Annotated in this window: 17 protein-coding genes and 1 tRNA gene; 13 read left to right on the forward strand and 5 right to left on the reverse strand. The window is 60.9% G+C overall.

The genetic code is table 11. The features are described 5' to 3' along the window. Positions 1–55: 55 nt before the first annotated feature. The gene (locus BCV67_RS08110) at positions 56–859 is read left to right on the forward strand and encodes an aminotransferase class I/II-fold pyridoxal phosphate-dependent enzyme (RefSeq protein WP_197430083.1); all 804 of its coding nucleotides are present in this window, start codon (positions 56–58) and stop codon (positions 857–859) included. A 106-nt stretch (positions 860–965) separates the two neighbouring features. Here the strand turns inward: BCV67_RS08110 and BCV67_RS08115 are convergent, their stop codons facing one another. The 3 genes from BCV67_RS08115 to arsH all read right to left on the reverse strand — a co-directional run bounded on the left by BCV67_RS08115 (position 966) and on the right by arsH (position 3,868). Then, positions 966–2,444, reverse strand: a complete 1,479-nt coding sequence (locus BCV67_RS08115; RefSeq protein WP_062167456.1) for a SulP family inorganic anion transporter — start codon at positions 2,442–2,444, stop codon at positions 966–968. Positions 2,445–2,711: 267 nt separating this feature from the next. Next, positions 2,712–3,131, reverse strand: a complete 420-nt coding sequence (gene arsC, locus BCV67_RS08120) for an arsenate reductase (glutaredoxin) (protein WP_054658164.1) — start codon at positions 3,129–3,131, stop codon at positions 2,712–2,714. After that, the gene (arsH, locus tag BCV67_RS08125) at positions 3,128–3,868 is read right to left on the reverse strand and encodes an arsenical resistance protein ArsH (protein ID WP_057506595.1); all 741 of its coding nucleotides are present in this window, start codon (positions 3,866–3,868) and stop codon (positions 3,128–3,130) included. The genes arsC and arsH overlap by 4 nt, the downstream gene beginning before the upstream one ends. Positions 3,869–3,908: 40 nt before the next feature. Between arsH and BCV67_RS08130 the strand changes: the two genes are divergently transcribed. The 12 genes from BCV67_RS08130 (at position 3,909) to BCV67_RS08185 (ending at position 13,467) form a co-directional block, all read left to right on the forward strand. Continuing rightward, the gene (locus BCV67_RS08130) at positions 3,909–4,223 is read left to right on the forward strand and encodes an ArsR/SmtB family transcription factor (RefSeq protein WP_054658162.1); all 315 of its coding nucleotides are present in this window, start codon (positions 3,909–3,911) and stop codon (positions 4,221–4,223) included. A gap of 26 nt (positions 4,224–4,249) precedes the next feature. Continuing rightward, positions 4,250–4,741, forward strand: coding sequence for an arsenate reductase ArsC (locus tag BCV67_RS08135; RefSeq protein ID WP_057506594.1), 492 nt, complete (start codon positions 4,250–4,252; stop codon positions 4,739–4,741). Between the two features lie 20 nt (positions 4,742–4,761). Continuing rightward, a complete protein-coding gene (gene arsB / locus BCV67_RS08140; RefSeq protein WP_054658160.1) occupies positions 4,762–5,820 on the forward strand; it encodes an ACR3 family arsenite efflux transporter in 1,059 nt (352 codons plus the stop codon). A gap of 3 nt (positions 5,821–5,823) precedes the next feature. Further along, entirely contained in the window at positions 5,824–6,807 is a 984-nt protein-coding gene (trxB, locus tag BCV67_RS08145; RefSeq protein WP_054658158.1) for a thioredoxin-disulfide reductase, read from the forward strand. Positions 6,808–6,831: 24 nt separating this feature from the next. Further along, a complete protein-coding gene (locus BCV67_RS08150; RefSeq protein WP_062171532.1) occupies positions 6,832–7,902 on the forward strand; it encodes an ArsO family NAD(P)H-dependent flavin-containing monooxygenase in 1,071 nt (356 codons plus the stop codon). A 188-nt stretch (positions 7,903–8,090) separates the two neighbouring features. Beyond that, a complete protein-coding gene (locus BCV67_RS08155; RefSeq protein WP_089153137.1) occupies positions 8,091–8,525 on the forward strand; it encodes an ArsR/SmtB family transcription factor in 435 nt (144 codons plus the stop codon). Positions 8,526–8,603: 78 nt separating this feature from the next. After that, the gene (locus tag BCV67_RS08160; protein ID WP_062167458.1) at positions 8,604–9,656 is read left to right on the forward strand and encodes a PstS family phosphate ABC transporter substrate-binding protein; all 1,053 of its coding nucleotides are present in this window, start codon (positions 8,604–8,606) and stop codon (positions 9,654–9,656) included. A 50-nt stretch (positions 9,657–9,706) separates the two neighbouring features. Beyond that, entirely contained in the window at positions 9,707–10,651 is a 945-nt protein-coding gene (gene pstC / locus BCV67_RS08165; RefSeq protein WP_172837734.1) for a phosphate ABC transporter permease subunit PstC, read from the forward strand. After that, the gene (gene pstA, locus BCV67_RS08170; RefSeq protein WP_082332067.1) at positions 10,651–11,580 is read left to right on the forward strand and encodes a phosphate ABC transporter permease PstA; all 930 of its coding nucleotides are present in this window, start codon (positions 10,651–10,653) and stop codon (positions 11,578–11,580) included. Before pstC ends, pstA begins: the two co-directional genes overlap by 1 nt. Before the next feature lie 14 nt (positions 11,581–11,594). After that, on the forward strand, positions 11,595–12,422 hold the full coding sequence (pstB, locus tag BCV67_RS08175; protein ID WP_074038423.1) for a phosphate ABC transporter ATP-binding protein PstB: 828 nt from the start codon (positions 11,595–11,597) through the stop codon (positions 12,420–12,422). Between the two features lie 12 nt (positions 12,423–12,434). Then, positions 12,435–13,160: a phosphate signaling complex protein PhoU gene (phoU, locus tag BCV67_RS08180; protein WP_019184709.1), complete on the forward strand. Its 726-nt coding sequence runs from the start codon at positions 12,435–12,437 to the stop codon at positions 13,158–13,160. Between the two features lie 204 nt (positions 13,161–13,364). Continuing rightward, positions 13,365–13,467, forward strand: a tRNA-Ile gene (locus BCV67_RS08185). A gap of 3 nt (positions 13,468–13,470) precedes the next feature. On the opposite strand, the gene BCV67_RS08190 is transcribed toward BCV67_RS08185, so the two are convergent. Both BCV67_RS08190 and BCV67_RS08195 read right to left on the reverse strand, forming a co-directional pair. Next, positions 13,471–14,097, reverse strand: coding sequence for an SEC-C domain-containing protein (locus BCV67_RS08190; RefSeq protein ID WP_062167460.1), 627 nt, complete (start codon positions 14,095–14,097; stop codon positions 13,471–13,473). Positions 14,098–14,141: 44 nt separating this feature from the next. Next, complete coding sequence (locus BCV67_RS08195; RefSeq protein ID WP_062167462.1) at positions 14,142–15,194, reverse strand: DNA-binding protein; 1,053 nt, start codon at positions 15,192–15,194, stop codon at positions 14,142–14,144. Positions 15,195–15,395: the final 201 nt, after the last annotated feature.

Genomic DNA, 15,395 nt, shown 5'->3' on the forward strand with positions numbered 1-15,395 from the left:
TAGGCGGACAATGGCCCGATTTCCCCCGCCACTTTCACCCTATAGAGCAGACCATTTGTTCAAACATGCCCAACTTGAATCGGTGAAGGCCGCGATCGGCGACCCTGCGCAAAGCGCCTTGCCGCTGCATCTGCGGGTGCAACGCGCCATACGCCAGCTCATCCTCGATGGCATGCTCGATGTCGGCCGGCCCCTGCCAGCGTCGCGTGCGCTGGCGAAATCGCTGGGCGTCTCGCGTGACACCATCGAGACCGCCTACGGCCAGTTGCATGCCGAGGGCTTCATTGAACGCCTCGTGGGCAGCGGCAGCTTCGTGTCCGAACACACGCAACGCCTGCCCGGACGTGGTAAAGCACGGCACACCCCACCCTGCACTTCTCCGCCGCGCCTGAGCCAGCGCGGCAGCGTGCTCGTCCAGCGCGGCGGCGTGCGCGATTTCCTGGCGCCGCGCGCATTCGCTCCCGGTGTGCCGGAGACGCGCAGCTTTCCCCTGCAGATCTGGAAACGGCTGGAACGCCAGGTCTTGAAGGAGTACGGCACCCGGGCACTGCTGCACAGCCCTGCGCAGGGCATGGCGCCACTGCGACAAGCCATTGCTGACTATGTCAACCTGGAACGCGGCGCGCGTGCCACACCCGATCGCGTGCTGATACTGACCAGCTCCCAGCAGGCACTGACGCTGTGCGCCACTCTGTTGCTAGATGCAGGAGAGCGGATTTTCATCGAGGACCCCGGCTACCACGGTGCACGCAAAGCTTTCGAAGCAGCTGGGTTGCATTGCGTGCCTGTTCCGGTCGACGCGCATGAGGTTCGGCAGGGAATCATTACGAACAAGGCCAGATTTGCGCTAAGCCATTGATATTACGCAGGCACGTAGGTGGAGACTTAGTCGTCGCTGCTAAAAGTTGACGCCGCGCCTCACAAGGTTCTAGGTGGGTGCCTAGCGGCACCCACCTATTTGCCGGTCAATGGCCAGACGATAGCGTGGCGCCCGGCGTTCGATGCTTGCCTAAGCGATCGACCAGCGTCTCACTCGCGTCGTTGAGACCATAGACCTCGACAATCGCGCCATGCTCACGCAGCTTCATTACCACCCGGTCCAGAGCGTCCACGGCGGTCAGATCCCAGAAGTGCGCATCTTTCAGATCGATGATGACGTCCTTGGGAACATCTAGATAGTTGAAGCTGCTCACGAACTGGCCAGCGGAGGCGAAGAACACCTGTCCCTTGACCACATAGACGCTTGACTCTGCGTCTACCTGGGTCATCTCGATGGTGAGCATTTTGCCAACCTTCCGGGTGAAGAACACTGCTGACAGGACGACGCCTGTCAGGACGCCCTTGGCCAGGTCGTGTGTAGCCACGGTGACTATCACGGTGCCAATCATCACCACTGACGAGCTCTTCGGATGGATGGCCAACTCACGCAGCGAGCGCCAGCTAAAGGTGCCGATGCTGACCATGATCATCACCGCCACCAATGCTGCCATCGGAATCTGACTCACCAGGCCCGAGCCGTACACCACCAGCAAAAGCAGGACCACGCCGGCGACCAGGCAGGAAAGCCGGCCCCGGCCACCCGATGTGATATTGATCACCGACTGGCCGATCATGGCGCAGCCAGCCATGCCTCCGAAGAACCCGGTGACGGTGTTGGCTAACCCTTGGCCTGCACATTCGCGATTCTTCTGGCTCGGCGTCTCGGTCATGTCTTCCACGATCTGCGCCGTCATCAGCGACTCCAGCAGGCCTACCACCGCCAACGTCGCCGACACCGGCAGCAGAATCTGCAGCGTTTCCCAGGTCAGCGGCACGTTGGGGATCAGAAATACCGGAAGGCTGTCCGGCAGTTCGCCCATGTCGCCGACGGTGCGCACCTCAAACCCGAAGTACATGGAGGCAGCTGTCAAGACGACGATGGCCACCAAGGGCGAAGGAATCGCCTTGGTCAGCAGCGGCAATAGATAGATGATTGCCAAACCCACAGCACAGATCGCGTAGACCGGCCAAGGCATTCCGATCAGCTCGGGTAGCTGTGCAAGGAAGATCAAGATAGCCAGTGCGTTGACAAAGCCGGTGACCACCGAGCGTGATACAAAGCGCATCAGCGAGCCCAGTCGCATAGCACCGGCAATCATTTGCAGCACGCCTGCCAAGATCGTCGCCGCGAACAAGTACTGGATGCCATGATCCTTGACCAGGGTGACCATCAACAAGGCCATGGCGCCGGTCGCGGCCGAGATCATGCCAGGGCGACCACCGGCGATGGCGGTGATGACTGCGATGCAGAACGAGGCATACAAGCCCACTTTGGGGTCGACGCCGGCGATGATGGAAAACGCGATGGCCTCGGGAATCAGGGCCAGTGCAACGACGATGCCGGACAGTAAGTCGCCACGGATATTGCCGAGCCATTGCTGGCGCAGGGGATAGATTGCAGACATAGAAAATGATCTCCGCGCACGGCAGTGCGCGCCAAACGAAGGAAACAGGCACCCTTTCCAGACGTTACTGTCTGGATCGCTCTTCAATCAGGCGTCAGGGTGGAGTCATCGCTGGTGGATCATCAGGTTAGAGAATCGATATTGTAAGTCTAGAGCGAAGTGTTGGCGAGCGGAGCAGAGCATAGGAAGGTGTGCGTCTCGCTCATATTTGCTACCGCTAGCGCCAGGCACGGCATATGATCCCAAGGTGTTACGCCGAGTGAACTGTCAGACCACGCGCCTTCCCTCCTGATCGATCACCACCTCACCATCTTCCTTGGTAAACGGCCTGTCCACCGCTGGAAGGATGTCGAGTACGACTTCTGATGGCCGGCAAAGACGGATACCCGCCTCCGTTTGCACGAATGGGCGATTGATCAGTATCGGGTGCGCTAGCATGGCATCGAGCAAGGCATCGTCGCTGAGTGCGGCATCGCCCAGCCCCAGCTCGTCATGCGGCGTGCCCTTCTGCCGGATCGCATCACGCACCTTCAAGCCAGCTCCGGAAATCAGCTCGATAAGACGCACTCGGCTAGGCGGGTTGGTCAGGTAATCAATCACCTCGGGCTCAATCCCGGCGTGTCGAATCAAGGCGAGAGTGTTCCGCGAGGTGCCGCACTTCGGATTGTGGTAAATGACAGCGTTCATGCGCTTTCCTCTTGGTTCAACGCGGCTTCCAGCACGCCTGCGGCGGCTGCCAGCGCCGCCGCTTCAACAGCGCCCTTGCGCTCGCTGTAGCGATCCACCAGGTAGTCGCTGCGCCCGCGCACCAGCAGAGTGAACTTGACCAGTTCCTCCATCACGTCCACCACCCGATCGTAGTACGCCGATGGCTTCATACGCCCGTCGTCATCGAACTCCTGCCAGGCTTTGGCGACCGACGATTGGTTGGGGATCGTCACCATCCGCATCCAGCGGCCGAGCACGCGCAGCGTGTTGACCACGTTGAAGGACTGCGAGCCGCCGCAGACCTGCATCACTGCCAGCGTGCGGCCTTGGGTGGGTCGAACGCTGCCTTCTTCCAGCGGCAGCCAGTCGATCTGGTTCTTGAATACAGCGGTAAGGGTGCCGTGGCGTTCGGGGCTGACCCACACGTGGCCTTCGGACCACAGTGAGGCCTGGCGCAGCTCCTGAACCTTGGGGTGGGTAGCTGGCACCGAGTCCAGCATCGGCAGCTCATGCGGGTCGAACAAGCGGGTTTCCGCTCCGAGCTGTTCCAGTAGCCGCTGCGCCTCCAGCGCCAGCTTGCGGCTGAACGACTGCGGGCGCAGCGACCCGTACAAGATCAGGATGCGCGGGCGATGCTGCTGCTCGCCCGGATCACTGAGCTTGGCGGCCGTAGGAATGTCCAAGGCGCCCGGAACCACGTTGGGAATCTGCTGCATGGGGGTTGTCCTGCCAATTCGATTCGAATATTCTAGAATCATGGAACATAAAAACGCAACCCACGCTCTTGCTGCCCTGGGCCATGCCACCCGCCTGTCGATCTTCCGCCTGCTGGTGCAGGCCGGCAGCGGCGGCAAGCTGGCCGGCGACATCGCCCAAGCGCTCGCCTTGCCTGGCGCCACACTTTCCTTCCATCTGAAGGAACTGCTGGCTGCCGGCCTGATCAGCGCCGAGCAACGTGGCCGGACCATCTGCTACCGGGCCGAGTTTGTGGCGATGAACGAGCTGCTGGCCTACCTCACCGAAAACTGCTGTGCCGACGAACAGTCCTGCGAACGCCCCGCTGGCTGCTGACCAACCCTACCTTAGAGATCGCTCAAATGACCCGTCGCGTCTTGTTCTTGTGTACCGGTAATTCCGCTCGGAGCGTGTTGGCCGAATCGACCCTGAAAAAATGGGGCGAAGGCCGCTACGAGTCCTTCAGCGCGGGCAGCCAACCAGCCGGTCGTGTCAACCCGTTCGCGATCGCCCAGCTGCAGCGCGAGGGCTTCCCGGTGGACGGCCTGCGCAGCAAGTCGTGGGACGAGTTCGCCGAAGCTGATGCCGCCCCGATGGATCTGATCGTCACCGTCTGCGACAGCGCGGCGGCCGAGGCTTGCCCGGTGGTGTTTGGCGACTTTGTGCGGGTGCATTGGGGCCTGTTCGATCCGGCCGGTGTTGAAGGCTCGGACGAACAGAAGGCCGAAGCCTTCGATCGCGCGCATCAGATCATCAAGGCGCGCCTGAAGGCTTTCCTCGACATCCCCGACAACGCATGGGACGACCGCGACGCGCTCAAGGCCCAGCTCGAGCCGATCGCGCAGATCAACTGACCGTCTTTCCGGAAAATGCCATGACCACTGATACCTCCCGCCTGTCCTTCCTGGACCGGTACCTCACGCTCTGGATCTTCGCCGCCATGGCGCTGGGCGTCGGCCTGGGGGCGTTGTTCGAGGGCGCGCCCAGCGCGTTGAACAGCCTCTCCATAGGGTCGACCAACATCCCGATCGCAATCGGCCTGATCCTGATGATGTATCCGCCGCTGGCCAAGGTGAAGTACGAAGAACTGCCGCGGGTTTTCGCTGACAAGCGCGTGTTGATGCTCTCGCTGCTGCAGAACTGGATCATCGGCCCGTTCCTGATGTTCGGCCTGGCCGTGCTGTTCCTGCGCGACTACCCCGAATACATGACCGGCCTGATCCTGATCGGGCTGGCCCGCTGCATCGCGATGGTGCTGGTGTGGAACCAACTCGCCCGTGGCGACGCCCAGTATGTTGCTGGACTGGTGGCATTCAACTCGATCTTCCAGATCGCGCTGTTCAGCCTCTACGCGTGGTTCTTCCTGTCTTGGTTGCCGCCGGTGTTCGGTCTGCAGGGCAGCGTCATCGATGTTAGTTTCTGGACCATCGCCGAGGCTGTTCTGATCTACCTTGGCATCCCGTTCCTGGCCGGTTTCCTCACCAGTCGATGGCTGAAGGCGCGTAAGGGTGTGCGCTGGTATGAAGAGAAATTCCTGCCTGCAATCAGTCCGATAACCCTTGCCGCATTGCTGTTTACTATCGTGGCGATGTTCAGTCTGAAGGGCGGCGACGTGCTGCGAATTCCGATGGACGCAGTACGCATCGCGATTCCGCTGACGCTGTACTTCATCATCCAGTTCGTCATCAGCTTCTTCATGGGCAAGCTGATCGCCAAAGACTACCCCCGCACCACCGCGATCGCGTTCACTGCAGCAGGCAACAACTTCGAACTGGCGATCGCCGTGGCCATCGCGGCTTTCGGCCTGGCCTCGCCGGTCGCATTCGCCGCTGTCATCGGCCCACTCGTGGAAGTGCCGGTGCTGATCCTGCTGGTCCACGTCGCCTTGCGGCTGGGCAAACGCTACTTTCCTGCCGATGCACGGAGCCGCTGAGCCATGAGCACCACCCGACACATTCCATTGCTGATCCTTGGTTCCGGCCCGGCCGGCTGGACCGCCGCCGTCTACGCCGCCCGCGCCAACCTCAAGCCGGTGGTGATCACCGGCCTGCAACAGGGGGGGCAGCTGATGACCACCACGGAAGTGGACAACTGGCCGGGTGATGCCCATGGGCTGATGGGCCCGGACCTGATGACTCGCATGCAGGCGCATGCCGAGCGCTTCAAGACCGAGGTCATCTTCGACCACATCCACACTGCCGACCTGTCCCAGCGCCCGTTCAGGCTGATCGGCGACAGCGCCGAGTACACCTGCGACGCGCTGATCATCGCCACTGGCGCCACCGCCAAGTACCTGGGCATCCCGACCGAAGATCAATTCAAGGGCCGCGGCGTTTCCGCCTGCGCCACCTGCGACGGCTTCTTCTACCGTGACCAGGACGTGGTAGTGGTGGGCGGCGGCAACACCGCCGTGGAAGAAGCGCTGTACCTGTCCAACATCGCCCGCAAGGTCTACCTGATCCATCGCCGCGACACCCTGAAGGCGGAAAAGATCATGCAGGACAAGCTATTCGCCAAGGTTGAAGCCGGCAAGATCGAAACCGTCTGGCACCACCAGGTGGAGGAAGTGCTGGGCAACGAGGCCGGCGTGACCGGCGTGCGCGTGAAGTCGACCCTAGACGGCAGTACCCGCGACCTCGATGCACACGGGTTCTTCGTGGCCATCGGCCACCACCCGAACACCCAGCTGTTCGACGGCCAGTTGGCGATGAACAACGGCTACCTGGACATCCGCTCGGGCCTTGGCGGCAATGCGACCCAGACCTCGGTGGAAGGCGTGTTCGCCGCCGGCGATGTGGCCGACCAGCACTACCGCCAAGCGATCACCTCGGCCGGCTTCGGCTGCATGGCCGCGCTGGACGCCGAGCGTTACTTGGATGCACTCAATATCTCCGACCAGCAGCACAAGAACGCCGCCTGAGTGCTGCAGCGCGAGGAAGTCCAGATGGACAGCATCGATGTGGTGGTAATTGGAGGCGGTCAGGCCGGGCTGGCGGCCGGTTACTTCCTGCGTCGCAGCGGGCTGTCCTATGTGATTCTTGATGCCGAAACGTCTCCTGGCGGGGCGTGGCAGCATGCGTGGGAATCCTTGCATCTGTTCTCGCCGGCGGGCTGGAGCTCGATTCCCGGTTGGCCGATGCCTGCCACTCGGGAACCGTACCCGTCGCAGGCGGAAGTACTGGACTACCTCGCGTGCTACGAGCACAAATATGCGCTGCCGGTCATCCGTCCCGTGCAGGTGGAACGCATCAGCCGTTCGGGGAAACGGCTGCTGGTGGAAGCAGATGACGGCCGACAGTGGCACACACGCGCAGTGATTAGCGCCACAGGTACCTGGCGGCGTCCCTACACGCCCGGCTATGAAGGTTTGGACGCATTCGGCGGTGTGCAGCTGCACTCGGCCCACTACAGCCATCCCGAACCCTTCGCCGGAACGCGCGTGGCCATCATCGGTGGCGGCAACTCAGGCGCACAGATTCTGGCCGAGGTATCCAAGGTGGCCGAGACCACCTGGATCACCCAGCGGGAGCCAGCCTTTCTCGCCGACGATGTGGACGGGCGCGTTCTATTCGCACGCGCAACCGAGAAGTGGAGGGCTCAGCAGGAAGGACGCGAGCCGGATGTTCCAGAGGGTGGTTTTGGCGACATCGTCATGGTGCCGCCGGTGGTGGACGCACGGCGCCGCGGTGTACTGGTTTCCATGACGCCACCCGTCCGTTTCACCGCCACCGGCATGCAGTGGGCAGATGGCAGCGAACGCAACTTCGACGCGGTGATCTGGTGCACCGGCTTCCGGCCGGCCTTGTCGCACCTGGAAGGACTGGGTCTGGTCAACGCCCAAGGTCGGATCGACGTGGATGACACCAAGGTTCGTTCGATCGCAGAGCCATCGGTCTGGCTGCTGGGCTATGGCGACTGGAATGGTGCCGCGTCAGCCACGCTGATCGGCGTGACCCGTTATGCGCGGGAGGTAGTGAGACAAGTTACAGCCTGTTGCGCAGCTGCGTGTGGCTAGTCGGCAAAGAACATCCGCTGGGGTGCCAGTATCCCAACAAAGTCCCGCTCTGGCGGGACTTTTGCTTTGGAGGCCTCTTGAATCGTCATCTGAATAGCCACCTGTCATCAGGTTGTCATACAGAAGGGGGAGCATCTCAATCTGTCGACATATCTCGACATATCGACATATGCAACGGGAGAATCTCCATGGCCCAACCCCAACGTGTTCTGGACTTCGATTACTTCGAGCGACGCTCCTTGAGCGCGTCGATGTCCATCGACCACGCATTGGATGCCCTTTCGGCACTCAGCAATGGGGCGCGCCTGGTGATTTTCCGCACGCTGGTGAACCACGAGCCGGAAGGCCTCACGGCCGGAGTCCTGACCGACATGATGGGGATGCGCCACAACACGCTTTCCAACCACTTAGCAGTGCTTAGTCGCGGCGGGTTGATCTGCGGAACCCGCGAAGGGCGGTTCGTGCGCTACCGCGCCTGCCTGGACGGAATGCATGGGCTGTTGGGATTCCTGCTCGACGACTGCTGCGGCGGACGGTCTGAGCTGTGCCTTCAGCCGCACCCGACCGATCCTGCCTGCGACTGTGTGGCGGAGGTGCCGGCTCCGCCCAGACTTTTCAAATAGTCCTGCCCCATCCAGCTGGGGAGCTCGGTGGGCAAATACCAATAGCACCCAAGAACATCCGAACATAGGAGATTCTCAATGTATCTGCGTCTCACCCTTCTTGCGGCAGCCACGCTCTCCATCGTCGCGTGCTCGCCCTCCAATACGCCGGCCGCTTCGGAGCAGAACGGCAATTCCGCGGCGGGCAAAACAGCCGAGATCAGCGGCATGGTGAGCACGGACGGTTCGTCGACCGTGTTTCCCGTCACCGAAGCGATGGCCGAAGAGTTCCAGAAAGAAAATGCCGGCATCAACGTAACGGTCGGCATGTCAGGAACCGGTGGCGGCTTCAAGAAGTTCTGTCGCGGTGAAACCGACATCTCCAATGCGTCGCGCCCGATCAAGGGTGAGGAGAAGGAAGCCTGCAAGGCCGCTGGCGTGGAGTACATCGAGCTTCCAGTCGCGATAGACGCTTTGACAGTCGTGGTCAACCCACAGAACACCTGGGCCAATGACCTCACCGTCGACGAACTGAAGGCCATGTGGGTGCCTGAAGCACAGGGCAAGATCACCAACTGGAACCAGATTCGTCCGAGCTTCCCGGACAAGCCGCTGGTCCTCTACGGTGCAGGTACCGATTCGGGAACCTACGACTATTTCACCGCCGCCATCGTTGGCAAGGAGCACTCCAGTCGCGGCGATTACACGGCCTCCGAGGACGACAACGTGCTGGTGCAGGGAGTCTCGGGTGATGCCAATGCACTGGGGTTCTTCGGTTTGGCCTATTACGAAGAAAACGCCGACAAGCTCAAGGCAGTAGGCATCAAGACCAACGCCGCCGCCCAGGCGGTCGCGCCCAGCGTCGAAACCGCGCGCTCCGGCCAGTATCAGCCTCTGTCGCGCCCGATCTTCATCTACGTAAGCAAGAAGGCCGCCGAAACCAAGCCCGAAGTCGCGCGCTTTGTCGAGTTCTATCTGGACTCCAAGCACTCCGAAGGATTGGTGCAGGAGGTGGGCTATGTACCGCTGCCGGAGAACGCATTGGCCGCAATGCGCGAGCGCTTTGCAAAGCGGGAGATTGGCACCGGCTTCACTGGCTCGAAGATTGGCGTTTCCATCGACGAGCTGCTGAAAGAGAAGCTGGTTTACTGACAATCATGGTCGGCGCGCACAGCGATGTGCGCGCTGGCTGAGGCCGTCTGATGAAAAGTAGTGGTTCCTTCCTCGATGTGGGTCCTGTCCCGCTTCAGCCAAGCGACGCATTTCTGCGCCGCCGCCATGCCATCGACACAGGCATTCGCCTGGTACTGTTCGTCGCAGCGGCGCTATCAGTTCTGGTCACCTTCGGCATCCTCTACGTCCTACTCAGTGAGAGCTTGAAGTTCTTCACTCAGGTGTCCATCGTGGACTTCCTGACCGATACGCAGTGGACGCCCGTCTTCGAAGAGAAGCACTTCGGGATCATGACACTACTGTCGGGTACGCTGATGACCACGGCCATTGCCTTGGTTGTTGCCGTGCCTGCCGGCACGATTCTCGCGTTGTATCTCAGCGAGTTCGCCAAGCCCAGACTCCGCGAAGTGGTAAAGCCGTTCCTCGAGCTCATTGCAGGCGTACCAACGGTCGCTTTTGGGTACTTCGCTCTGCTGTTCTTGACGCCCATCTTTCAATCCTTCATCCCGGGTCTGGCACGCTTCAACCTGCTCGTGTCTGGGGTGGTCATCGGCATCATGATCTTGCCCTACATCGTATCCATGAGCGAAGACGCTATGCGCGCCGTGCCTGATTCGCTGCGTGAGGGGGCATACGCACTCGGATTCACCCGCCTTCAGACCGGATTGAAGGTGGTGACGCCAGCTGCGCTCTCGGGCGTCACCGCCGCTTACCTGCTCGGAATGTCGCGCGCGGTCGGCGAGACTATGGTAGTGGCTATCGCTGCCGGCCAGCAGGCCAGGATAGCGACCAATCCGCTCGAGGGTGCAGCAACTATCACCTCATACATCGTGCAGTTGAGCATGGGCGATCTTCCACATGAGTCGATTGCCTATCAGACCATCTTCGCCGCCGGACTGACGCTTTTCGCACTTACGTTCAGTTTCAACCTCTTCGCCTTCTGGCTCCGCAAGCGCTACCGGGAGGCCTACTGATGCGCGACCACATCGAGCCCATGGGCCTTGACGATGCTGCAATTACACGGCGCGCACGAGTTTCAGACTTGTGCTTCACCGTGCTCGGGCTGCTGGTACTGTTCCTGACCCTGACCATTCTGATGGCGCTTGTAGCCGACTTCGTAGTCGACGGCGCGGCCAGACTCACTCCAGACTTTTTCACCAACTTCCCCTCTCGCCGACCTGAGTCGGCCGGTATTCTCTCGGCTTGGATCGGTACTTGCCTTGTCATGCTGGTGACCGGGGTCCTTGCCGTGCCGGTGGGGGTCGCCGCAGGCGTCTATCTTGAGGAATACGCCCCGAAGCACTGGGTCACCGACTTTATTGAGGTCAATGTCACCAACCTTGCTGGCGTTCCTTCGATCATTTTCGGACTGCTGGCACTGGGCCTCTTCGTCCAAATGTTCGGGCTCGGCCAAACGATCCTGGTCGCGGGCATGACGCTTGCTCTGCTGATCCTGCCCATCATCATTGTCGCGACCCGCGAGTCACTGCGCGCCATTCCTCAAGACATCCGCGAGGCTGCTTTCGGGCTGGGGGCAGATCAGTGGCAGACCGTCAGCATCTTTCTACTTCCCGCCGCGCGTCCGGGAATCCTGACTGGCGCCATCGTGGGCATGTCGCGGGCCATTGGCGAAACCGCGCCGATCATCACCATCGGCGCACTGACCTTCATTGCCTTCCTGCCGCCATCACCAATCCAGGCATCTGCTCCCTTCATCAGTTTTGAATGGCTCAGCTCCCCCTTCACCGTGATGCCCATCCAGATGTTCAACTGGGTGTCGCGACCGCAGGCTGGCTTTCACGTGAATGCAGCTGCCGCCGGGCTGGTGCTGCTGGGTATGACCCTGCTGATGAACGGCTTTGCAATCTGGCTGCGTTACCGCCTTCGCCGCCGCCTGCGGTGATCCACGGAGACAACATGAATCACTCGACCATCTCAATTCCGGTTCCCGTGGCCGAACGCACCTCAACCCCCGCGCACGATGCGACGGTGCGTGCTGAGGTTCGTGGGCTTGACTTCCATTACGACAAGTTCCACGCGCTGAAGGACATCAACCTGTCGATCGGCAGCAATCAGGTCACTGCGCTGATCGGCCCCTCGGGCTGCGGCAAAAGTACGCTACTGCGCTGCTTCAACCGGATGCATGACCTGTATCCGAACAACCGGTACTCCGGCGCGATCACCCTCATGCCGGAGAACCTGAATATCGTAGGGCCGGATGTGGACCCGATGCGCGTGAGGCTGCGCATTGGCATGGTTTTTCAGAAGCCAAATCCGTTCCCGAAATCGATCTTTGACAACGTGGCCTCAGGGATCATGATTCGCGGTGTGCGCAACAAATCAGTTGTCACTGAGCATGTCGAACGCGCATTGCGCGGAGCGGCCCTCTGGGATGAGGTGAAGGACAGGCTGGGTAAGTCAGCATTCGAGTTGTCCGGCGGTCAGCAGCAGCGTCTGTGCATAGCCAGGGCGCTGGCGCCCAACCCCGAGATCATTCTCTTTGATGAACCCACATCTGCACTCGATCCCATTGCAACTGCGCGGATTGAAGAGCTGATCGACGAGTTGCGTGCGCAGTACACCATCGTCATTGTTACCCACAACATGCAGCAGGCTGCGCGGATCTCGGACAGGACGGCATTCATGCACATGGGACAGCTCATTGAGAGTGGCCCTACGGCGGAGTTTTTTACTAATCCGAAAGAGCAGAAGACCCACGAGTACATCACCGGCCGTTTCGGCTGAGGAGCAAAGGTCATGACCGACCATATTGTCCAGTCTTTCGATGTCGAGCTGCGGGGGCTTACTTCACACATCCTTGAGCTCGGCATCCTTGCCGAACAGCAGCTTACGGATGCCGTCTGGTCGCTACGGCGTGGCAACGAGCAAATGGCCAAGGAAGTGGCAGAGCGTGAGGAGCGACTGAACCGGCTTGCGGCGCAGATTGATAGCGACGCTGTGAGCATGATCGCGCGTAGACAGCCGCTAGCGATCGACCTTCGCCATGTGATGGCAGCAATCCGAATTAGTTCAAACCTGGAGCGCGTGGGCGATCTTGCTTACAACATTGCCAAACGCTCGATGGCAATGAGCGAGGCTCCGATACCAGCAGAGCTTGCGGAGCCTATGCAGCGTATGGCCGAGCTCACGCTATTGCAGCTGAAATCAGCGCGGGAGTCCTTTGCCACGATGGACATTCATTCGGCTTACCGCGTTTGGGAGGAAGATGCAGTAATTGACGCGATGCACACGATCTTGTTCAAGGATATCGTGCAGTGCATGGCCGACGACCGCGCCTCCGCATTTGACTTGGCTCACCTGCTGTTCGTAGTGAAGAACATCGAGCGGGTTGGTGACCACGCAACCAACATAGCCGAGGACGTCGTATACATGGTCAGCGGGGCGTTACCTATCGGCAAGCGCCCGAAGATGGATGAGAGCACCCTGCCTAGGGCGGGAAGTGACAACCTAGGCAACAGCTAATAAACCCACTATCCCCGCATAGTGGCCGCTGCGCCCAATGGCGACGAGGTCGGAGGGGCGTTTTGTAACGACGGGACTACTTCCTTTCAGGGTATAGAGGCTCTGCGTGCTTTGATGCTTTGGGCGGATTGGGTATGCTTGCGCCATGAGCCACATCTGCCAGCTCGACCACCGAATACCGGCGTGATCGCATTGATCGATCACGCCCCTGTTGCTCATGTTGGTCAGAGCGCCGGCCTTATACTCCGGTGAGAGCACGCGCCAGATAAGCGCGTACACGTCGGTTCGATTCCGACCGGGGGCACCACCGTCAACGGCAGAAGAACGCTTCTACTTGCGCGCCATGGCAGCGCTTGTACTTGCTGCCGCTGCCACACAGGCACGGCGTATGCTCGCGCAGTCCCGCACCGAGTGATTGGCCCAAAAAATCCCTAGCGTGCAGAAGGGGCTGGATTTCATGGGCGGGAACGCTCACCTCTCCATATTGGGATGCTCGCTCGCCGCGGTTCATCACCCGGACTATCGCTTCAGACATCTGGATGAAGTGCTTGATCAGCAGGTCATCGCGTAACGGCATGCGGACGTTGTCGATGGCCAGGCCCTCGTAGCGTCTGCGCGGATCCGGCACAAAGAGAATGCGTGTCTCACCTTCAGGCTTTGGCGTGATGTCGACCATTTCACCCTCGGGGCTGACCCACACGGCATGGAATTCTGCCTCCACCAGCACGTGCGACCATTCCCACAGCTGCCAACCGCACCGCATCTGGCCGCCGTCCCGCGTGATCTTCGCTTGCACGTTGGGAAAGCACTCATGCACGATCGCATCGGCTTCCGGCTGCACAGGCAGATAGACGGGCTCTGCGCCGCGCACGACGGAATCGGTCAGGCGCCGCACGGCGCGGGTGATCTCCGGGGGTGTGGTGGTTACTACGCTCATGCCAAAGCTCCTTGCGATCGTTGTGCCTAGTGTCTTTATCTAGGCTATGGCGACGGCGTCTCTTCCGATGAGATCCGCTTGGAGCCTTTACCGCTGTTACTTGCCGGCTGCAGCTGGGCCAAAAGTGGCTCCAAGGTGCCCAGGCGCACTGTGGCGCGCAGCGTCTCCGCCTCGGCGTGCTCGCGTCGTTCGCGCTCCTGGGCCAACGCGGTCCGGGCTTGCACAAGCTCTTGTCGAAGGGCGTCCAAACTCTGCGTATCTTGACCCCAGCGCACCTGCAACGCTTGGTGTTCGGCCGCAGTCAGGCGCAGCGTATCGAGCTCGCCCTGTTGCGTCTGGATGGTCTGGCGCAGCTGCGCCACCTCCTTTTCCAGTCGGGTGTGACGCTCCAGCCACTGGCCGTTTTCCCGGTTGAGCTGTACCAAGTCGTGGTTTTTGGCGGTCAACGCTTCGTTGGCCTGGCGCAGGGCGACCTGCAGTTCCTGGACCTGGTGCTCGTGCCGGCGTTGCTCCTGCTCGCGCTGATCCTTGACCGAGGTGCGGTAGTGCTCAAGGGATTCCCTGGCATGCTCATGCTTCTGCTCCAAGGAGCGCGCGTGGCTTTCGTGCTCCGCCAGCCGCGCCGTGAGGCCCGCAATGCGCTCCTCCAGTTGGGCCAGGTCAGTGGCACGGCTGGCCATCTCCCGCCTGAGCGCTTCGCCCGTGCCGCGTTCAGCCTGCAGCACTGTTTCGGTGCGCTGAAGCTGCGCACTGAGATTGCCGGCCTCTTGCCGGGCCTGCTCCAGCGCTTGGTTGCGCTCGTGTAGCGCGACCTGGAACCGCTCTTGTGCCTGGGCAACCACCGCCTCGGCCTCGGTGTGCAGCCGCTCGGCCAGACGAGCGACCAGATCCTGCAAGGCGTCGCTGACCGCGATCTTGGCGCCTACGCCTTGCCCTTCCTCCTCGTCCAGCTCCTTCAGGTAGCGGTGGATGGTGGTTTTGGACCCCGTGTTGCCCAGCGCCACGCGGACGGCGTCTACCGAGGGGTTCTTGCCTTCGGCCCGGAGGCTGTCCCGGGCACGCTGCACATCGCTTTTGTACAAGCCAGACCGAGCCATGCGTCCTCTCCGTTTATTTCGTAATGTATTACATACCATGTAATTACGTACTACTCAACGGGTGGATAGATCGGCATGTCGGTCCTAATTTCAGGCGGGATAATATTGAATTATCCCGCGTAACCAGCGTTTCGGCCATTTCAAGTCGTCAAAACAGTACGAAACCGCCCAAGGCTGGCGATCCCTGGGTAGTTTGGCCCA

The sequence above is a fragment of the Stenotrophomonas nitritireducens genome, from assembly GCF_001700965.1.
Lineage (GTDB): Bacteria > Pseudomonadota > Gammaproteobacteria > Xanthomonadales > Xanthomonadaceae > Stenotrophomonas > Stenotrophomonas nitritireducens_A.